This window comes from Desulfosporosinus sp. SYSU MS00001, assembly GCF_049943955.1.
GTDB lineage: Bacteria > Bacillota > Desulfitobacteriia > Desulfitobacteriales > Desulfitobacteriaceae > Desulfosporosinus.
Map to the genome: position 1 here is coordinate 83,407 of NZ_JBNFTW010000003.1, position 19,253 is coordinate 102,659.

Here is a 19,253-nt window from a genome sequence, read left to right on the forward strand (position 1 = left end):
GGAGGCAGGTATGGAACCGATTATAGAGATCAAGAATCTAACGAAACAATATGAAAATGGGCGGGGAATTAAGAATATTAACTTAGAAATCTCCGAAGGAGATATTTTTGGCTTCCTGGGGCCCAACGGTGCCGGAAAAACCACCGCCATGAAACTTATGACAGGACTTATTCGGCCTGATTATGGGGATGTAAAGATCTTCGGACACAGCATAACGGAAGACTATGAACGAGCGATGGCTAAGGTTGGCTGCCTGATCGAAATCGCTGAAGCTTATTCTTATCTTAGTGCTTTTGATAACTTGAAACAGCTGGCAAGATTTTACCCGGATGTGGATTATCAACGCATTGATGAAGTTCTGGAGCTAACGGGTATGTCTAACTATAAACATGAGAAACCGAAGAAATTCTCCTTAGGAATGAAGCAGCGACTTGGTTTAGCGGCAGCTATTTTATCCCGGCCTAAAGTCGTTATTCTGGATGAACCGTTAAATGGTCTTGACGTCGAGGGAATGATTGATATCCGTAAGCTGATTCAGAAATTAGCCGATGAAGAAAAGACCACATTTTTTATCTCCAGTCATCTGATTCATGATGTCGAGTTGACGTGTAATCGTATTGGGGTGATTTATAATGGCGAAATCCTTAATGTCGAGAGCACTAAGACGATTTTGAGAAACTATGCGACACTTGAGAACTATTTTGTAAGTGAGGTAGAACGAAATGGCCGTCTTTCAAGCAGCGTTGGTTAATGAACTAGAGAAGCTCTATAAAAAGAAAAAGGCTTTGGCCGCCTTTTTGCTTTCGCTGGCTGTTATTGTTATAGGCCAAATTATTATTGTAGGGGTAAGGAGCGGCTTTGGACTCAGAACGGCAGGCAGTATGGAATTTCCCATGCTTGTATTGTCAGTTGTTGTCAACACTATCTTGCCCTTGTTTACTGCGTTAGTAACCATTGATAGTTTCTCAGGAGAGTTTGCACATAATAATATGCGTATAACTTTAACCCGGCCCGTGAGCCGTTTGAAAATCTTTGCAGCTAAAATTACGGCTATCAGTCTATTCATTTTAGCAACTCTTCTCTTGCTGCTAATTTTTTCGATCATAGCTGGTTTTGTTTTTAATACCAATTCAGCAACTCTGGATTCCCTAGTTAGAACTGTATTCTCTTATATCGTTAGCTTGTTTCCCATGGTCGTTTTAGCCTTAGGAATTGTTCTTTTGACAAATTTACTTAAGAGTGGAATTTCTGTTTTTTTTGTATCAATCTTGATCTTTTTAGGCCTAAAAGTATTGGGAGTGTTCTTTTCACAGTACTCAAGTATATTGATGACAACGCAACTGGATTGGTATAATTTGTTTCTTATGAAATCCTTTCCTTTGGCAAAAATTATTCGCCAATTCTTGATTATGCTGGGGTCAAGCGTTATGTTATTTACAGCTGGATTCTATTTATTTGATAAAAAGGAATTATAGGGTGACGATTAATGGACCTCAAGAAACGGATGATTTTAGCCAACGCTTCAACAGTCATCATTCCAACGGTGATTACTGTTTTTATTGCCGTGGCTTTTCTTTTTATCTACGGCAAGCTTTCCGGTGATGATCTATCCTTTAAAAATTATCAACGTTTGTCAGAAATTAAGTTTGAGCTTTTAAATACCGAAACAAATATTCTTCAACAAACCCCGGAAGTCATCGAAGACGAGGGGTTTCAAAAACATCTTCAAGAACAGCTGGCAGAAATTCATGGGCAGCTTGTGGTTGTAAAAGACGAAAAGGTAATCTTTTCTTCCCTTAATCTAAGTAAAATTGATATGGAAAAGGCTTTGGATGCAGGGAATATGAAGAGAACAGAACCCGTTGTGATTGGAGACAACACTTATACCGTTCAATCCATAAGCCTGCAGTTCAAGGATGGTACGAAGGGAAACGTGTCGTTGCTAGCACCTTTAGATCAAGCGGCAACAAATTTTACGAGATTCATAATCATCATTGGAGTAACCTTTGTGCTTGTCTTTATGTTAACGAATAGCCTTGTATCGTATCATTTTTCGCGCACGATTCTTAAACCACTCCGTAATTTGCAAAGTGCCGCTGCGGAAATTAGCCGAGGAAATCTCAATCAGGCTATCGTAGAAGAAGGGGATCAAGAAATTCAGGCTTTATGCCGCGACCTTGAAGTTATGCGCCTCAGACTAAAGGATTCTGTTCATACTCAACTGAAGTATGAGGATAATCGTAAAATGTTAATTTCAAGTATATCTCACGATTTAAAAACCCCTGTAACCTCTATCAAAGGATATATTGAAGGGATTTTAGACGGGATTGCCAATACACCCGAGAAAAGGGAACGATATCTCAAAACAATATCTTTGAAGGCCCATCAAGTTGACCAAATGATTGATGATTTACTTCTTTATGCTAAACTTGACTTAAACCAACTTCCTTTTGATTTTGAAAAAACAGATATTGAAGATTATCTTAAACTCTGCCTGCTTGAAAGCGAGCCGGAATTGGAAAGGAGTCAGATCAAGGTTTCTTTTCGAAATGATCTGCGCCAAAAGCAATTTGTTTTTCTGGATCGTGCGAGAATGAAACGAGTCATTGTGAACATTTTTGATAATTCTCGTAAATATATGAACAAAGAGCAGGGCGAAATCGAAATTCTTCTTCGAGATACGTCGACCAGCATCATTATTGAATTGCGGGATAATGGTTCGGGTGTCAGCGAAGGGGATTTGCCCTATATTTTTGACCGATTCTATAGGTCTGATAGGGCTCGAAGTAAAGGAAGCGGTCTGGGATTGGCAATAGCTAAGCAAATTATCGAAGGCCATGAAGGAAGAATTTGGGCTACTAGTCATGGGGAGGAGGGAACGAGTATTATGATTTCCCTAAGTAAATCATAATACTAAGAAGGTTCAATGAAGAAAAAGATTTTGATAATTGAAGATGATTTGAGTATCGCAGAATTACAAAGAGACTATCTTGAAGTTGCCGGCTTTGAGGTTCTTGTGTGCTCAGACGGCTCAGAGGGTTTAAGAATGTTTCAGGAAAGCGATATTGATTTGTTGATTTTGGATATCATGCTTCCGGGAATGGATGGCTTGGAAATTTTAAAGAGCATGAAAGTGGATAAAGATATTCCCGTTCTTTTAGTCTCTGCCAAAAAGGAAGAAATCGATAAGATTAAAGGCCTCAGCCTGGGTGCCGATGATTATATTACCAAACCCTTTAGTCCCGGCGAATTAGTCGCTAGAGTAAAAGCCCATCTGGAGAATTATGAGCGGTTAAAACAGAGATTCCGAGACAGTGTCACAAAGGGGAATACGTTAACGATTCGTGGGCTGAAGATCGATCAAGAATCCCATAGAGTTTTTGTGCTCGGCCGGGAAGTATGCTTAGCTCAGAAAGAATTTAGTTTGCTTGTATATCTTGCCCAAAATCCAAATCGTGTGTTCGGACGCGAAGAGTTATTTGAACGTGTTTGGGGTTTAGAAGCCCTAGGGGACTCATCGACAGTGACGGTACATATTGCAAGAGTGCGGGAGAAAATCGAAAGCGATCCCTCCAATCCTCAATATATAGAAACTGTTTGGGGTGCAGGCTATCGCTTTAGAGTATAAAGTTAGTTAATCGTTCTTGTTGTTTTAATACATAGTTCGGTCCGACATGAGGAATAATATTAAACAGGTAGGTGCGCCTATACGTATACATAGGAAGGTGATTCCCCATGATCAGTCAAAAAGAACGGATGCTGCTTCAAGATCAAAAAAGCCATGAAGAAATGTGTGTTCAGAAATATACAAAATATGCTAATGAAGCCCAGGATCAACAACTCAAACAATTATTTAATGATCATGCCTCTCATGAAAAACAACATTTCAACACTCTTAACGAAATATTGAACGGTCAAACGCCAACCATAAGCGGTCAGGGCCAAGGTCAGCAAACCGGAGGGCAGAATCAAGCAATGCAAACAAACCCTGTCGGGCAAACAGTAAATCAAAATGATGTTGCCTTGACCAAAGATATGCTCGTAACAGAGAAGTATATTTCGGGTGCCTATGATACAGTTATCTTCGAGTGCCAAGATCATAATATTCGCCAGGCCCTAAATCATATTCAAAAGGAAGAGCAGCAGCATGGCGAAGACTTATTTAATTACCTTAGCAGCAGAGGAGCCTATCCTATTCAGTAACCTGCTCGTGGCAGCAAAATAGCTTTTCATCAAGCCTTCTGAGAGATTGTACGACGACAATTTGGCAGAAGGCCTTTTGTTTTCCAGAGGACACCATTGAGTAAGAGTTATTATTGACATATGCCTATAATGATGTATAATAGGTTTAAAAAGGGTATATGTCAATAATCTGAAAGGAGACAATCAGCGATAGAGGTTAATGGGTCGTTATTCTTAATGCATAACCAAAGGTGCATACCTTTTCTGCGAAATTGCTTTCATATTGGCAAGGGGATGACATAATCGTAAAATAATGATATAAGAAAAGTAACAGGAGGACGCTTCTGTTCCTTACGTCACAAGCAGAGGAGAACGAATTATGCCAAGACCAAGAAAATGGAGAAAAGTATGTTGCTTGCCGGAAAGAAACCAATTTGGGCCACTTAACGCTCCGATTAATCAAGATCATTTTCTGACTATGACCGTTGATGAGTATGAGACGATACGGCTGATTGATTTAGAAGGATTTACTCAGGAAGAGTCTGCAGACCAAATGAAGATTGCACGTACAACAGTACAGCGTATTTATAATGATGCTCGAAAAAAGCTTGCGGAATCTTTAGTCAAAGGGAAAATGTTAAGGATTGAAGGCGGAGATTATAAACTTTGTGACGGCCTTGAACCATACTGTGGTTGTGGCGGTTGTCAGAAACATCGATGTGGCCGAGCCTTCCAAGAATGACAAAATTTCTCTGGAAAATATAACTTAGAGTTCCAAAGTACTGGCCTAGGCTAATAATCCTAGACGAAGGAATGAAGTTTTTATGTCATTTAATAATAATAATTAGTAATTAGTAAATGATCTAGCTATATTTTATTTGGGAGGATTCTTTATGAAAGTCGCAATTCCGGTCAATGACAAATCAATGGAAGCAAGTGTAAGTGAATCCTTTGGGCGGACACCCTATTATCTGATTTATGATACAGATTCAAAGGAAAGTGTGTTTCTCGATAATAGCGCAATTGCCAGTCAAGGCGGCGCTGGAATAAAGGCTGCACAAATCGTTGTTGATCATGGGGTTAATGCCTTGATTACTCCTCGCTGCGGTGAAAATGCAGCAGAAATAATTCAAGCGGCCAATATTAAACTATTTAAAACCATCAACGACTCAATTAAGGATAATCTCGCGGCTTTAATTGAAGGAAAGTTAGCTATATTGGAAGAAATTCATGCCGGATTTCATGGCCATGGAGGAAACTAAGATGAAGATAGCTGTGCTCAGCGGTAAGGGCGGCACAGGTAAAACATTGGTATCCGTTAATTTGGCAGCTTCTGCTGTAGATTCCTGTTATATTGACTGTGATGTTGAAGAGCCTAATGGGCATCTTTTTTTTAACCCCAAGGATATAAAAACAGAAAACGTTTCCGTTAAGATTCCTATAGTTGATGATAAGCTCTGCAGCGGATGCCGCGAATGTATCGATTTTTGCAGATTTAACGCCTTAGCCTATATCAAAAATCATTTACTTATCTTTGATGAAGTATGTCATTCTTGCGGCGGATGTGTGCTCTTCTGCCCAGAAAAAGCTCTGTCGGAGAAAGATAGCGTTATTGGCGAGGTTCAAAGAGGTGTTTCCGGAAATGTTGAAGTTATTACAGGAATATTACATACCGGTAAAGAGTCGGGCGTTCCGGTTATTAAGACACTTTTAAAGAATCTCCATGGGGATAAGAAATTCACAGTGATTGATTGTCCTCCCGGCAGCGCCTGCACGGTTATGGAAAGTATTAAGGATGCGGACTATTGCTTGTTGGTGGCCGAGCCTACGTTGTTTGGAGTTCACAATCTAAAGATGGTCTATGAACTGGTAACCTTGTTTAGTAAGCCACATGGTGTGGTACTCAATAAGTGCCAGGACGGAGACAATCCGGCAGAAGAATTTTGCTTGGAAAAGGGTATCAGTATCATAGGCAAGATCCCTTTTGAAAATGAGCTGGGAACCCTAAATGCGCAAGGGCTCATTGCTGTTAGAAAAAATGAGAAGTATCAGGGAATGTTCTCTTCTATGCTTCAAATGGTGTCTAAGGGGGTACAAAATGAAGCAATTACTCATCCTTAGCGGCAAAGGCGGTACTGGTAAAACAACGGTTGCCAGCGCTTTTATTAAGCTATCTGAAGCCAGGGCCTTCGCAGATTGTGACGTCGATGCTCCCAATTTGCATTTGATTTTACATCAGTCCTCGGAAGCCAGACGAGCCAACTTCTACGGAATGGCCAAGGCAGCGATTGATCCGGAATTATGTGTGCAATGTGGTTTGTGTCAGCAGCATTGTCGTTTCGAGGCAATTCAGGCGGGTGATCCTTATAACGTTGATAGTTTAGCCTGCGAAGGATGTGGCGTCTGTGAAGCGATCTGTCCTGCAAAAGCCATATCCTTTCAACCTTCCGCAGCAGGCGACCTGATGCTCTATTCTGGTGATAACGTGTTTTCCACTGCGCGGCTTAAAATGGGAAGCGGTAATTCCGGGATGCTGGTAACCGAAGTAAAAAGGAATATGAAGTATACTGCAATAAACGCTGACCTGGCGATCGTTGATGGATCACCGGGGATCGGCTGTCCGGTAATCGCCTCGTTAAATGGTGTTGATATGGTGTTGGTTGTGGCAGAACCCTCCATCTCAGGCATTAGTGATATGGAACGAATCATTAAAACCGCCGAGAAATTTCAAACGCGAATTGCGATTTGTATTAATAAATATGATACAAGTCAGGATAATACGGAAAAAATCGAATCCTTCTGTCAAAGACTTAAACTTCCTATCGTAGGAAAAATACCCTTTGATCCTGCCGCTGTCAGAGCAATCAATGAGGGGAAGAGCATTGTCGAGATGGATTGTGCTTCTGGGCGTGCGGTCAAGGATGTTTTTGATCAGACAATAAGTTTACTGTAAAGGACATTAACCGGATCATTAGCAAGTCTTTGAAAAGAGACACTGTTGTTTGGTCACATATTGTATAACGATAGGTATGTAACTTAACTATACAATTTAATAGGGAATAATCTTATAGTATAAACGCCTTCTGGAGTCGATTAGGGTAATCTGCTCCAGAAGGCGTTTGCTTAAATGGTTCGCCGGAAAACGTTGGCACTATTCTTCTAAAAACTCCATAAACGGTTTTTTCATACTCACAAGAGCATTAACCATTAATTCTACTAAACCACCATACTGAACATTAAATTTTGTCGTTGCTTCATAGAACTCCAGAATATCTCTAATTGCTCCTTTACAGTTAGAACAAGGAGCACATACATATTTAGGTTGATTGGAATCCGCCATTGTATCCCGAAAGGCTCCAAGAATCTGATTAAACTTCATGCGTGAGCTTACTTTATTTCTCCATTCGCTGAAGTTGACGGAATTTGTAATAGCAAAACCGCTGCCCCCGCCACAGCAATAATTGTTAACCCCGTGAGGTGTCATTTCCCTAAACTGAGGGCAAATCTCTTTCAAGACATTGCGCTGTGGTTCAACAATCCCCATGCCTCTAACATAATTACATGGGTCATGAAGGGTCACCGGAAAATTATTTTTGTTGGAGTTTAATTTTAAGCGCTTATTCTTAACCAAATCCCAAAGCAGAGGCAGGCAGCTTTCCACTGGAATCTTGTCATCACCGTAAGTCATGCGGTCGCCTACAATCATTGAAGCTTTATGAGCGTGGCCGCATTCAGCAATAACAATTCGTTTGACCCCCAGCTCCTTTGCGGCTTTCATTTGCAGTAAGGCAAGCTTCTTGGCCTGAAAATCATCATACCAAATACCGTAGTTTACATTATCATAGCCTGCAATTTCACTGCTAAGCGTCCAGTCTAAACCTGCTTCTTCGAAAAGAATGGCAAAGGCAATAGGGTTTTCAGGCCAAGCCATAAATTCACCGGCATTGTGGATGAGAAGAATATCGGCACCTTTTTTGTCAATAGGGAATTTGATTTTATAACCATACTTTTCCTCGATATCCTCTTCCAGAAATTCGATGGTATCTAAAAAAGCGGGTTTGGTAATTCCTGTCGATGAGCCTGTTTTGAGTTGCAGGACAGTGCCTTTAGTGTGGAGCGGCAGGGGGGCAATGCCCATTTCTTGGCTGAAGATCTTACGAATTTCTTTGGTAAGAATTGAATTATCTAAACCTAGGGGACAAGTTTGGGCGCAACGACGGCAAAGATTGCAGCGATAAGCTAATTCGCCGAGCCGGGCTATGGTTTCCCAGTTTACATCGATATCTGCGCCGACAAAACCTCCCAACAGTTTCCCGCTTTTGGTAAAATATTTTTTTACGATTTTTCTAAGAACTTCGGAACGGAAAATTGGACGATATAATTCATTCTTACCTGATGCTTCGTAGATATGACACGCTGAAGAACAGGTATCACACTTGGCACAATATTCAAAGGACAATAAGAAGGGTTGCAGCGCCCCATTGTTACCATCCGAAAAACTTTTCTCTAAGCCCTTGAGGAACATCTGAACGAATTTGTCCTCTTCTTCTTTAGTTTTTGGCCGTGTTAAGGTGTCAATGCCCACATAGCCATCCAAAGAAGTGCAGAATTTTTCTCTCCAGGCAGGTTTAGGATCTGTAAGCGGAGGTTCCATTCCCGGTTTATCATAAGGCGGCAGTAAAGGCATGAGCTGCCGGGGATTCACTCTGACCAGTTGCTCATCCGATCGTCCCATATCCTTGGGGCGTAAATTTTTGTGATCTATCATACTCGACTCTCCTCTTCCACAACGTTAACGTTCAAAAACTCATGGTGAGGTTCCCGCTGTCTCTTGATCTAGTTTGGCTGGACTATGTAATCATAAAAAACTATATGTGAATAAAGTAATAAAGTAATAGAGTAAAGTAAAAAAATAATAAGGCAATAAGGTTAATAAAGTATCAAATTAATAAAGTTAAGTTTCAACCTCCTTTTTAGTTATTGGCATATGTCCTTTTCAGGTTAATTATACTAAATATCGGGCATATGTCAATTAGCCTATTTCATATACCCCCATTTAATTAAGTCGATAATTCCAGAAGACAGAAGAAAAAGAGCAAAAGAAAAAGACATGCATTTAATGTCTGCATGTCTTTTTAAATCCAATCGTCAGACTCCCACTTCTACAAGTGGGAGTTGTTCTCATACCTTGCTACAGTGGGGGTAGATTCCATCCTTCAGCGCGATAGAATTTGTTATGGGCTATTCAGAGCTTTAGCTGAACGAGTTCACTGGGGCATTTCTAAGGTTTTAGCGGCTAAACGACTGTTTCGTAAGTAAATAAGAAGGTCGGTCAAGACCATGAGAAAGTTAAGCAAGTATAAATACACAACTCCATCATATTGATGAAAAATTTTATGCATAATCCCGGCGGCATAACCGATTAAGATGACGACTAGAAACAAAGCGCTTTTACCTTTGGTGGATCGGGAAGTGTAGGATTTATAGATTGACAGGGGCCAGGCAGCACCAAAACAAACTAACATAATAATTTCAAAAACACTCATCGAAAATCACCTTGCTTAAGTTGGATTGATGTTTACAAATAACGCTATTATTATACTACGTTTAACTCAGTAGTTGGCCCTTCTTGATAGAGTCCGAAAATATGCAAGAGAGGGAATAGATTAAAATTTCAATCAATATTTATCAAAAATATAAAGGGTGTCCAAGTAAGACGCCCTTTAAGTGTACAGCCCGTATTTAAAAATTCGCAGCGAGGTTTCGTGCTGCTTGATGACTTTGGTCGATGGCTTTTTGTAAATCATCGCCTTGTAATACATTAGCATTTTCGAGGAACAGGGATTCTACTTGAGTTATGCCAAAGAAGCCAAGAATAGTTCTGACATATTTGTCACTGAGATCAAATTCTTTAGCGGCTCCTTCGCTATATGAACCCCCTCTGGAGCTGATATGAACCGCTTTACGAGGCTTATCGGCAAGCAGCCCGATAGGTCCTGTTGGTGTGTATTTGAAGGAAACACCAACATAGGAAACATAATCAAAATAAGCCTTTAAGATAGCTGGAATCCCAAGGTTCCACATGGGCGCAGCTATAACGTATTTATCAGCGGAGGCAAACTGATTGGCATAGTCAAGGGCCTTATTTCTCTCACCGCTGAACATTTTTGTCAGAGTATCGGCATCTAAAGGTTTAATGCCTTCTTTGTAAAGATCGAGGACGATGATTTCGGATTCTGGATTTTTCTTTTGATACTCCTGCACAAAGACATTTGCCAGAGTAAGGGTATTGGATTGAGAATCAGCTTTAGGATTGGCTTTAACATAAAGTAACGTTTGAGTCATCGAGTGAACCGCCTTCTTTCCTGGAATTACTGAATTTTAGCTTCGCTAAACCATCGTAGATAAAATGCTCAAAAAAACATCCCCATATACAGGAAGATGGTATTCTATGTTGTCAGCGGTTCCAGACCTTCAAACTGCATATTATAGTAATGAGCATAGATTCCGTTGTTTTCAATTAACTTCCTATGACTGCCCCTTTCTTGAATCCCTTCATCGGTAACGACGATAATCTCGTCTGAATTTTTGATGGTACTTAATCTGTGAGCAATTACAATAGTAGTTCTATTAATTGAAAGCTTTTCCAGCGATTTTTGAATATAGAGTTCACTTTCATTGTCGAGTGCTGAGGTAGCTTCATCTAAAATTAAGATTGGAGGGTTTTTCAAAAACACCCGAGCAATAGAAAGTCTTTGTTTTTGGCCGCCCGAGAGCCTGACGCCGCGTTCTCCGACATAAGTATCATAGCCTTCTTCAAGTGACATGATAAACTCATGAATATTGGCGTTTTTCGCTGCCTCTGTTATTTCATCATCCGTTGCATCCATTTTTCCGTAAGCAATATTCTTCTTAATGGAGCCGTCAAATAAATAGACATCCTGCTGCACAATGCCAATAGCGTTTCTTAAAGATTTTAGAGTAATATCTCTAATGTCCTTTCCGTCGATCGTTATTGAACCTGAGGTTACATCATAAAATCTCGGCAAAAGTGAGCATAAGGTTGTCTTGCCGCCACCTGATGGCCCAACTAAAGCAACCGTTTTGCCCGCTTTTATTGACAGACTGACATTATTTAAAACATTATAATCATCATTATAGCGGAAGGACACGTCATTATATTCAATATCCCCTAAAACCTTGGTTAGAGGCTTAGCTTTTGGTTTATTTCTGATGTCCGGCTGTGTTTCCAATACTTCAACAAAACGTTTAAAACCTGCGTATCCTTTTTGAAACTGTTCTGTAAAGTTGATTAAGACATCAATAGGATTAATAAAGATGTTTATGTAAAGGACATAAATCGCCAGATCCGTGATTTTGAGCGATCCTTGGGCGATAAATAACCCGCCAGAGACAATGACAACGACATAGAGCATTCCTTCGAAGAAAGAATCCCAAGCAAAAAATTTGCCCATGGTTTTGTAGGTTCTGATTTTGGAAACCAGGTACCCCTGATTACTTTGGTGAAATTTCTCGCGTTCTACATCTTCATTTGCGAAGGATTTAACAACTCTGATTCCCGCAAGGCTGTCCTGGACGCTGGAATTAACGGTGGCGATTTTCACACGGTTATCGGTAAAGATAGGAGCCATTTTTATATTGTTATGGACGGTGTAGAGCACCATAATAACCGTGACAATTAACAAAATCAGCGTCATTTTGCTGTTGATCAGCATCAAGAGGATAAAGGAACCAAGAATTTTCAGAGCGGAGATAAAGAGGTTCTCTGGACCGTGGTGTGCCAATTCAGAAATATCGAATAGGTCTGAGACCAGTTTAGACATCATTTCGCCGGTGTTGTTTTGATCATAATAGGAGAAGGATAGGCGCTGATAATGATCGAAGAGATCGTTTCTCATTGCGTTCTCCATCCTTGCTCCCATGATGTGTCCCCAGGAAATGATGAAATATTGACAAAAGTATTTGATAACATACATTGCCACTAAGGCTATACCGATAAAAGGTAAGGCATGTAGAATCGCAGGTGCGTCATGAGTAAAGAGAGTTTTAGTCAGGTAATTAAGTATCTGCGGAAAAGCCAGGTCGATGACCGACACAATAAGTGCGCAGAATAAGTCTGTAAACAGAAGGAATTTATGAGGTTTATAATAGCCGATAAATTGTTTGAAGATATTCATAAATGCGGCAGGGTCTCCTCTCAAAGTAAGTTTTATATCCAGTTTTTAAGACCCCACTTCTATAAGTGGGGGTGAGTCTTTCGTTAACTTCAGGTGGGGTAGAGTCCTCCTTCGCCGCTAAGTTTTCCTATTGGGAAAGGCAGCTCGGCAATAATGTCCACTGGACATTATCGTATCTGAAGCTCCGATGTTCAGTTTTAGCTGAACGAGTTCACTGCAATCTATAGAAGAGACTCAGCCGTTGCTGTACGGCTGAGCCCTTTGGAAGCGTTTTCAAAAACAACGATAGATCCAAAAAGATTCTCGCTGGAGCATGTGACTATAAGCATTTTTCGTCGGTTCATTAACTCCTGTCTTGTCGTCACGGGGAAACATCACTTGGGATTGTGAGCGGTGTGCCAGGATGGCAGAGTATTTGACGTCAGCCACTGTTGAAATATCGTTGACAATATCCGGGGGACCAATCACGTCCTGACAGTTTCGGGCAAAAGCATGGGCATAGACGGTAGGGCGATCTTGCGCGGAAAGACGAGATACAGCCTTGATGGTCAATTCCCCCAGGGCATTATGATCCGGATGTACTGCATATCCGGGATAATGAGTAAGCACCAGGGATGGCCGAACCTCCCGGAGAATCCGCCCAATTCCGGTGACAATAGGTTCAGGGTCTTCAAACTCGATGGTTTTATCGCGTAAGCCAAGCTTGATCAAATGACGAATCCCAATAGCTTTGCAAGCTTCCTCCAACTCCGCTTCCCGAATTTTAGGCAATGTCTCTCGGTTAGCGAAAAAGGGTTTTCCCATGTTTCGCCCCATTTGCCCTAAGGTACCGCATATATATGTGATCGGAATTCCTGATTTGGCAAAGAGTGCTAAAGTTCCGCCGCATCCAAAGGTTTCATCGTCTGGATGAGGAAAAACTACTAGAACGTGTTGGTCCAAAGAATACTCCTCCCACGTTAATTTACTAATTAATTACTGCATTGAAGGTTCTAACCCCAAAACAATTCAGGGGTGCTACAATTCAAAGGGCTCCATACTGAGTTCCAGAGCTACAGCCAGCCGTCCCTCTTCATCATGACCGGCGAGCAAAAGTTTTCCTTCTTGTTCCAGATCAAAATCGGTCAGCCCTTCGGCGTAAACCCAGCCGTCTTTCATCTTCAGTCCCACCCGATAAGGTCCCTCACCCGTTATGGTTCCCCGGATAAAAGAAATACGGCCATTGCGGATGTAGGCCCCTACTGTCATCTTGCTCTCTTGTCTATGTGCGGCATAGGCCCCATTGGTTGTCTCAAGGTGGAGGTAAACCTCTTGATTGAGAAAACTGTTCAGTGCCGGTTGTACTATTGATTTATCGATTGGATTCATGAATATCAGCCACCTTAACAAAGGATCATTCTCGACTTTGTTAGACTATATAAAGTATAACTTTCGGTTGTCTACTTTCCCCTAACATAACTGCTGCTAACCTTCAGCTGGCCATGGATTGCCAATTATCATGTGTTTTTCCCATTATATACTGTTTGCCGAAGAATGAATAGTTTGGCCTCGCTGTTTACAAGGCGGTTCTCCATAGCCTTAAGGTCAGGCAGCGAAGGCTGCCGCCGCCGGCTAAAAGAGCAGCAGGATGAAATTCATGGATTTGAACCCCACGTTCCTTCAATAACTTTTTTGTCTTAATATTTAATGCCAAATCATAGTGAATAAGTTTTTTAGGTTCTAAAGGGACAAAGCTGCAGCCCCAATTTCTTTGTTCTTCATCACTGATTGGTATCAGTTCTATAGACTTTCTCCCTAAGTAAGTCTTAAAGTTAATTTCTTTTCTCGTTTGCCGATTAATTAAGTAAGCATGAAGAAATGCCGGGGGAAAATACAGCGCCAAGTCTTCACTAATTCTGTTAAAAATCATATCTGCATGCATATACCGGCGGGCCTGTGGTGCCTCAATATAAATGACTTCCGCAAAGATCTCCAGGGCTTTGCTAAAAAAACCCTCAATAGTATTGGGGCTTGATCGTTCGGTATTTACGATCATTAAGGTTGAGGGAGATAGTATTAAACAACCTTCAAACTGTTCCTGGGTTTTAAATTCATGAAAGATAGGTATGCCGATATTCGTGAGAGCCTCTTTAACGACCTGTTCCTCTCCGGCCCGGGTGCCGGAACACATTTCGGATAAAATGGCACCTTTGCTCGTGATGACAGCGGTATCGTGGAGATAGGGTAAATTGGGGAGTTTTGCCAACAAGCCCTTAGTTTGTCGGACAAAATCTCTCACAAACAGGACTTCGACATCGTGTTCTCGCAGCATCTGAGCATATTGTTCATGTTCTTTCAGGTATTGATCAACCTTGGGAACAAAATTGAACAAATGATACTTGTAATTCTCTTCAGAAACTGCAGAGAGGGATTCGATGGGGTTATGGAGTAAGACTTTTCTCAACCGGCCAAGTTCTTCGGTTCCAAACATCGTTTTCGACTCGCTCATTCTTCACACCCTAATTTGCAGTATTTGTTAATCTCTATTATTTACCTCTGTCCTATTTAGATACTCGGGAGCTTTGCGAATCTGGTTTTAGAAGCAATTTACCAGGGTGGTACATGAAAATCTTGCAGGAAATATTAGAAAAACGCAGAATTGACAGAGGTACTACCTATGCCTTTGTAATAATAGGAGCGAAAGGATAAGTCTATGTTAAAAAGACCAATCAGACTAAACATCACTCAAAAGCTCGCTGTTTTTTTAGTATTGTCTTGTGTACTTCCTTTGGCTCTTTTAGGCAGGATGTCTTATGTTAAAACGAAGGCGGCAATGACAAACGAAATGACCATGTCTGCGCAAAACTTGATGATGGAGAAACAACGCGGCTTGAATGATCTAATGGATGATGTTGAAGGGCTGTTCGCCAATATATCAAGTATTAACGTTATCAAAATGGTGTTGGCAAAGGATGAAAAGATAGTCTCTCAGCAGGAGAGGCAAAGAACACAAATTATGATAAATTCTATTCTCGGCAGCTTTACCAATCTTAAAGGTCTCGTTTCGATTGATCTATTCTCTTTAAACGGTCAGCATTATCATGCCGGGGATGTTTTGGGTGGACAAGAAATTAACCAAAAAGCGTTAGCTGCTATATACCAAAAGGTCTTGAACTCTAAAACCCCGATTCTTTGGCAGGGCCTTGAAGACAATATTAACCTTCAATCAAGCTCTAAAAAGGTTATTGTCATTGGGACAATTCTTAAAACAGTTGATCCGAATTCCCGCATAGAAAAGCCTGTCGGTTTGCTTGTATTGAATTATAATATTGACGTTTTCTACAATCATTTTACGAGCACTTATAATGATACGGAGTATTTGATTCTGGATAAGGAAAACAGAATCGTATACAGCCCAGATAAGTCAAAAATCGGCAGTAAAGTGAATGAGGATTTATTGCGAAGTGTTAATGCTGATTCCGGAAGTTTCAAAACACATTTTGATGGCGATGATAAGGTGGTTCTTTATGAAAAATCAAAGAGGAACTCCTGGATCCTTCTTTCACTTATTTCAGAACAAAGCATTATCAACAAAATTAAGGATACAAGTCTGGGACTGCTGTTTGGCATTTCTATCATCCTCGTATTCCTTTCTGCTTTCCTAATTGGCAGAAGATTTGTAAGCCGTATTAAGAAAGTCACTAATTATTTTAAGGAAATCCAAAAGGACAGCATCGATTTTAAAACTCGCTTACCAGTTACATTAAGTGACGAAATGGGAGATTTATATAAATGGTTTAATGTATTTCTGCAAAGTCTCGAACAAAAGCAAAAAGCGGAAGAAGAACTGGTAAAGGCTAAGGAAGCTGCCGAAGCGGCGAATATAGCCAAAAGTCAGTTCCTTGCCAACATGTCTCATGAAATAAGGACCCCTATGAATGGGATCATTGGTTATATAGAGCTTCTCTCCGCCATGCCTTTGGAAAGAGAACAGGCAAGTTATATAGCTGAGGTTAAGGCATCAACGGACGCTCTTCTTGTACTGATCAATGATATTTTGGATTACTCGAAGATCGAAGCCGGTAAAATGGTGATTGACAACATTCCCTTTAACTTACCCAGACTGATCGAAGATGTCGTTTCTTTATTTTCACCGAAAGCTCATGGTAAGGGAATTGAAATTCTATCCTTTATTGCGGCAGGAGTTCCAAGTCATGTTCAAGGAGATCCTGCCAGATTGCGGCAAGTCTTGAATAATATTATTGGCAACGCTGTTAAATTTACAGATCAAGGTGAAGTGACCCTCAAAGCAAGAGTACTAATGGAGGGTGATGATAATTTTCTTTTGCAAATCGAAATTCTGGATACGGGCATAGGTATTTCCGAGAAGGACATGCAGCGTTTATTTCAAGTGTTCTCTCAGGCAGATACTTCTACAACACGGAGGTATGAAGGAACCGGGCTTGGACTTGTCATATCCCGCAGAATTTTGGAGCTTATGGGCGGAAGTATTACAGTAGATAGTAAGCTCGGTAAAGGCAGTACGTTTACCATAACTCTTGGAGTGGTGAAAAGTAACACTGCCGTTGGAAATGAAAAACAAAAACTTCTGCCTGTCAGCTTAAAAGGATTAAAGATCATGATTGTTGATGACAATGAAAGCAGTAGAATGATCTTTCAGGAATATTTGAAAGAGATCGGCTGTGAGGTCATGAGTGTTACAGATGGTATTGAGGGCTTTGAGTTTCTTAAGGGGCTGGACGATGAGAATTTGTTACCGCAGCTTATTCTTGTTGACTATTTAATGCCCGGAATGAACGGTTTTGAATTTGGTAAACAGGTGATGGGAGATGAAAGGTACAGGAAGATCAAACTAATTTTACTTAGTTCTGCCGTTCTGCAAGGAGAGGTAAGATTAACCAAAACAATGGGGTTTTATGGTTATATTTCTAAGCCTGTCCGAAAGTTGGAGCTGTTTGATGTGATTTCTGATTTTGCCTTTCCAGAAGCTGCCGCAACGAGGAAAGAGCAAGTTATGCCCCATACTATAAAGGAAGACCGGCAGCAAGCTTCAGATAGCTGCATTCTGCTTGTTGAGGATAAGGTGATCAATCAACGGCTGGAAATGATTATGCTGAATAAGCTTGGTTTTTCTGCAGACTTAGCAAGTAATGGAAAGCAGGCCGTTGAACTATGTGATACTAAAAAATACAATATTATTCTTATGGATTGTCAAATGCCCGTGATGGATGGCTACGAAGCAACGGATAGAATAAGGAAATCGAGTTTATTAAACAAGAACTCTCCGGTGATTGCAATGACCGCTCACACTATGGAAGGTGATCGAGAAAAGTGCCTTGCGGCGGGAATGAATGATTATATTAGTAAACCAATTACCCTATCCATTCTTAGAGAAAAAATTCACAAGTATTTGGAAATAAGGATCATTGAATTGAACTAAAACAGACAAAGCTTTTTACATGTAAGACTCCCACTTCCACAAGTGGGGGTGGTCCCAATGCCTTGCTTCGTCACCGAAGCAACGATGTTCAGCTTTAGCTGAAGAGTTCACGCTTAGATTACACTAATAAATTTTTGAGGGCGAACACTGCAAGTTGTGTCCTGTCCTTAAGGTGAAGTTTAGAAATTATTGTGGTAATTATATTTTTAACGGTCCCTTCGGCAATGAACAGGGTGGCGCTTATTTCTTTGTTATCTTTCCCCTCAACAATCATTTGGACAATGTCTAATTCTCGATCTGTTAGTTTTACGTCAATTCCCTCAATGGTTACTTGGTTGTGTCTTAGCGTATTCGGTTTTTCGGAAGAGCCGGCGAATGCTGCGGGTTTAAAAACATCCTTGTGAATAATTTGCAGGCCAAGGTATGTACTTTTTATGGAAAGAATTAATTCTTCAGTTCCAACAGTCTTGAGAATATAACCGTCAGCCCCATTGATTATCGCTTGTGAAACATCGCTTTCGTCGTCGGAGGCAGTAACTATTAGAACTTTAATGTCGGGATAGTTTGATTTAATCAATTTGGTTGCTTCAGTTCCATTGCATAAAGGCATCGAGATGTCCATGAGTACAACATCCGGTTTAAGTTTAGTACATAATTCGTAGGCCTCTTTGCCATTGGCAGCACAGGCTACAACCTGCATTTCGCTATTTTTTTCAATAATCGTTTTGAAACTTTCTCTTAAGAGCTTTTGATCATCTGCTATTAGAACCTTCAACATTTAATTACCTCTTTAGTATGTATAAAGATAATCAATTCTTTTAAATTGAAATAAGTTAGCTAGTGAACTAGAATTATTGTTTGATTTCGATACCTTGATACGCAAAGAAAGCTGTTATTTCCTGAACAGCATTTTCATAAATGATAAAAAGATTATTTAATAGGGATTGCAGAGACAGATTATCACAGCCGCTCTTTAAGACCTTACTTATTTTGCAAGTTTGTTCATATAGGTCTAAAATCTTAAAGTTTGCGGATATTCCCTTGATGTTATGGTTAATTCGTTGAAGTTCCTCAAGGTTATTGTTTGTCAAGACGTTTTCTGCTTTAGACAGTTCATCTTTGATTTCTGTAATAAACTCAGAGAACAGGTCAGCTGTATCTTTTAAAGGAAGTCCAAGTTCATCTGAAAAACTTTTAAGATCGTACCTACAGGAGGGGTTCATTAAGGCACTCCTTTTTATCGAATTAATTTTAGTATACCTCAATATACGACAATGTGTAATATAATTCTCTAATTTTTTCTTTATCTTTAGAATTTAAAAGCTCCGATAACTCTTTGTCTCTTGTTGTCGACCACAAACCGTCTAGTTCCTCCCAATCAGCTTAAATCTTTAGTCCCATAAAATTGTGCTTTTGGCATACTGTTTTTGTGC

Annotated in this window: 19 protein-coding genes; 10 read left to right on the forward strand and 9 right to left on the reverse strand. The window is 40.4% G+C overall.

Annotated elements, in window-relative coordinates; all coding sequences use genetic code 11:
- The first annotated feature begins 10 nt into the window (after positions 1–10).
- The 9 genes from ACPUYX_RS06860 to ACPUYX_RS06900 all read left to right on the forward strand — a co-directional run bounded on the left by ACPUYX_RS06860 (position 11) and on the right by ACPUYX_RS06900 (position 7,135).
- Entirely contained in the window at positions 11–751 is a 741-nt protein-coding gene (locus tag ACPUYX_RS06860; RefSeq protein ID WP_426378992.1) for an ABC transporter ATP-binding protein, read from the forward strand.
- Positions 723–1,475: an ABC transporter permease gene (locus tag ACPUYX_RS06865; RefSeq protein ID WP_426378993.1), complete on the forward strand. Its 753-nt coding sequence runs from the start codon at positions 723–725 to the stop codon at positions 1,473–1,475. The genes ACPUYX_RS06860 and ACPUYX_RS06865 overlap by 29 nt, the downstream gene beginning before the upstream one ends.
- A gap of 11 nt (positions 1,476–1,486) precedes the next feature.
- Entirely contained in the window at positions 1,487–2,911 is a 1,425-nt protein-coding gene (locus ACPUYX_RS06870; protein WP_426378994.1) for an ATP-binding protein, read from the forward strand.
- 15 nt (positions 2,912–2,926) lie between these two features.
- Positions 2,927–3,628 carry a response regulator transcription factor gene (locus ACPUYX_RS06875; RefSeq protein WP_426378995.1) on the forward strand — a complete coding sequence of 234 codons (702 nt, stop codon included), beginning with the start codon at positions 2,927–2,929 and terminating at the stop codon, positions 3,626–3,628.
- A gap of 107 nt (positions 3,629–3,735) precedes the next feature.
- Positions 3,736–4,203, forward strand: coding sequence for a DUF892 family protein (locus tag ACPUYX_RS06880; RefSeq protein ID WP_426378996.1), 468 nt, complete (start codon positions 3,736–3,738; stop codon positions 4,201–4,203).
- A 358-nt stretch (positions 4,204–4,561) separates the two neighbouring features.
- Positions 4,562–4,924, forward strand: coding sequence for a DUF134 domain-containing protein (locus ACPUYX_RS06885; RefSeq protein WP_426378997.1), 363 nt, complete (start codon positions 4,562–4,564; stop codon positions 4,922–4,924).
- A gap of 151 nt (positions 4,925–5,075) precedes the next feature.
- Positions 5,076–5,444: a NifB/NifX family molybdenum-iron cluster-binding protein gene (locus tag ACPUYX_RS06890; RefSeq protein WP_426378998.1), complete on the forward strand. Its 369-nt coding sequence runs from the start codon at positions 5,076–5,078 to the stop codon at positions 5,442–5,444.
- A gap of 1 nt (position 5,445) precedes the next feature.
- Complete coding sequence (locus tag ACPUYX_RS06895; protein ID WP_426378999.1) at positions 5,446–6,303, forward strand: 4Fe-4S dicluster domain-containing protein; 858 nt, start codon at positions 5,446–5,448, stop codon at positions 6,301–6,303.
- Complete coding sequence (locus tag ACPUYX_RS06900; RefSeq protein ID WP_426379000.1) at positions 6,281–7,135, forward strand: ATP-binding protein; 855 nt, start codon at positions 6,281–6,283, stop codon at positions 7,133–7,135. The genes ACPUYX_RS06895 and ACPUYX_RS06900 overlap by 23 nt, the downstream gene beginning before the upstream one ends.
- 198 nt (positions 7,136–7,333) lie before the next feature.
- On the opposite strand, the gene ACPUYX_RS06905 is transcribed toward ACPUYX_RS06900, so the two are convergent.
- From ACPUYX_RS06905 to ACPUYX_RS06935, 7 genes are all read right to left on the reverse strand, one after another.
- Positions 7,334–8,950: a (Fe-S)-binding protein gene (locus ACPUYX_RS06905; RefSeq protein ID WP_426379001.1), complete on the reverse strand. Its 1,617-nt coding sequence runs from the start codon at positions 8,948–8,950 to the stop codon at positions 7,334–7,336.
- A 499-nt stretch (positions 8,951–9,449) separates the two neighbouring features.
- Positions 9,450–9,728 (reverse strand): hypothetical protein, encoded by a 279-nt coding sequence (locus ACPUYX_RS06910; RefSeq protein ID WP_426379002.1) that lies wholly within the window; start codon positions 9,726–9,728, stop codon positions 9,450–9,452.
- A gap of 196 nt (positions 9,729–9,924) precedes the next feature.
- On the reverse strand, positions 9,925–10,527 hold the full coding sequence (locus tag ACPUYX_RS06915) for an FMN-dependent NADH-azoreductase (protein WP_426379003.1): 603 nt from the start codon (positions 10,525–10,527) through the stop codon (positions 9,925–9,927).
- A 104-nt stretch (positions 10,528–10,631) separates the two neighbouring features.
- Complete coding sequence (locus ACPUYX_RS06920; protein ID WP_426379004.1) at positions 10,632–12,380, reverse strand: ABC transporter ATP-binding protein; 1,749 nt, start codon at positions 12,378–12,380, stop codon at positions 10,632–10,634.
- A gap of 273 nt (positions 12,381–12,653) precedes the next feature.
- Positions 12,654–13,322, reverse strand: a complete 669-nt coding sequence (gene bshB2, locus ACPUYX_RS06925; protein ID WP_426379005.1) for a bacillithiol biosynthesis deacetylase BshB2 — start codon at positions 13,320–13,322, stop codon at positions 12,654–12,656.
- A gap of 75 nt (positions 13,323–13,397) precedes the next feature.
- Complete coding sequence (locus tag ACPUYX_RS06930; RefSeq protein ID WP_426379006.1) at positions 13,398–13,748, reverse strand: YojF family protein; 351 nt, start codon at positions 13,746–13,748, stop codon at positions 13,398–13,400.
- Positions 13,749–13,935: 187 nt separating this feature from the next.
- A complete protein-coding gene (locus ACPUYX_RS06935; RefSeq protein WP_426379007.1) occupies positions 13,936–14,868 on the reverse strand; it encodes a dimethylarginine dimethylaminohydrolase family protein in 933 nt (310 codons plus the stop codon).
- Positions 14,869–15,072: 204 nt separating this feature from the next.
- On the opposite strand from ACPUYX_RS06935, the gene ACPUYX_RS06940 reads away from it, so the two are divergent.
- Positions 15,073–17,820: a response regulator gene (locus ACPUYX_RS06940; protein ID WP_426379008.1), complete on the forward strand. Its 2,748-nt coding sequence runs from the start codon at positions 15,073–15,075 to the stop codon at positions 17,818–17,820.
- 118 nt (positions 17,821–17,938) lie between these two features.
- Here ACPUYX_RS06940 and ACPUYX_RS06945 read toward each other — a convergent pair whose 3' ends face one another.
- Both ACPUYX_RS06945 and ACPUYX_RS06950 read right to left on the reverse strand, forming a co-directional pair.
- On the reverse strand, positions 17,939–18,598 hold the full coding sequence (locus ACPUYX_RS06945) for a response regulator transcription factor (protein WP_426379009.1): 660 nt from the start codon (positions 18,596–18,598) through the stop codon (positions 17,939–17,941).
- Between the two features lie 73 nt (positions 18,599–18,671).
- A complete protein-coding gene (locus ACPUYX_RS06950) occupies positions 18,672–19,043 on the reverse strand; it encodes an Hpt domain-containing protein (protein ID WP_426379010.1) in 372 nt (123 codons plus the stop codon).
- Positions 19,044–19,253 lie beyond the last annotated feature (210 nt).

Coding starts and splice junctions, on each gene's coding strand:
- ACPUYX_RS06885 (WP_426378997.1), top strand. CDS start 4,562: ATGCCAAGACCAAGAAAATGGAGAAAAGTATGTTGCTTGCCGGAAAGA.
- ACPUYX_RS06945 (WP_426379009.1), bottom strand. CDS start 18,598: ATGTTGAAGGTTCTAATAGCAGATGATCAAAAGCTCTTAAGAGAAAGT.
- ACPUYX_RS06905 (WP_426379001.1), bottom strand. CDS start 8,950: ATGATAGATCACAAAAATTTACGCCCCAAGGATATGGGACGATCGGAT.
- ACPUYX_RS06940 (WP_426379008.1), top strand. CDS start 15,073: ATGTTAAAAAGACCAATCAGACTAAACATCACTCAAAAGCTCGCTGTT.
- ACPUYX_RS06930 (WP_426379006.1), bottom strand. CDS start 13,748: ATGAATCCAATCGATAAATCAATAGTACAACCGGCACTGAACAGTTTT.
- ACPUYX_RS06895 (WP_426378999.1), top strand. CDS start 5,446: ATGAAGATAGCTGTGCTCAGCGGTAAGGGCGGCACAGGTAAAACATTG.
- ACPUYX_RS06935 (WP_426379007.1), bottom strand. CDS start 14,868: ATGAGCGAGTCGAAAACGATGTTTGGAACCGAAGAACTTGGCCGGTTG.
- ACPUYX_RS06880 (WP_426378996.1), top strand. CDS start 3,736: ATGATCAGTCAAAAAGAACGGATGCTGCTTCAAGATCAAAAAAGCCAT.
- ACPUYX_RS06900 (WP_426379000.1), top strand. CDS start 6,281: ATGAAGCAATTACTCATCCTTAGCGGCAAAGGCGGTACTGGTAAAACA.
- ACPUYX_RS06950 (WP_426379010.1), bottom strand. CDS start 19,043: ATGAACCCCTCCTGTAGGTACGATCTTAAAAGTTTTTCAGATGAACTT.
- ACPUYX_RS06870 (WP_426378994.1), top strand. CDS start 1,487: ATGGACCTCAAGAAACGGATGATTTTAGCCAACGCTTCAACAGTCATC.
- ACPUYX_RS06875 (WP_426378995.1), top strand. CDS start 2,927: ATGAAGAAAAAGATTTTGATAATTGAAGATGATTTGAGTATCGCAGAA.
- ACPUYX_RS06920 (WP_426379004.1), bottom strand. CDS start 12,380: ATGAATATCTTCAAACAATTTATCGGCTATTATAAACCTCATAAATTC.
- ACPUYX_RS06865 (WP_426378993.1), top strand. CDS start 723: ATGGCCGTCTTTCAAGCAGCGTTGGTTAATGAACTAGAGAAGCTCTAT.
- ACPUYX_RS06890 (WP_426378998.1), top strand. CDS start 5,076: ATGAAAGTCGCAATTCCGGTCAATGACAAATCAATGGAAGCAAGTGTA.
- ACPUYX_RS06910 (WP_426379002.1), bottom strand. CDS start 9,728: ATGAGTGTTTTTGAAATTATTATGTTAGTTTGTTTTGGTGCTGCCTGG.
- ACPUYX_RS06860 (WP_426378992.1), top strand. CDS start 11: ATGGAACCGATTATAGAGATCAAGAATCTAACGAAACAATATGAAAAT.
- ACPUYX_RS06915 (WP_426379003.1), bottom strand. CDS start 10,527: ATGACTCAAACGTTACTTTATGTTAAAGCCAATCCTAAAGCTGATTCT.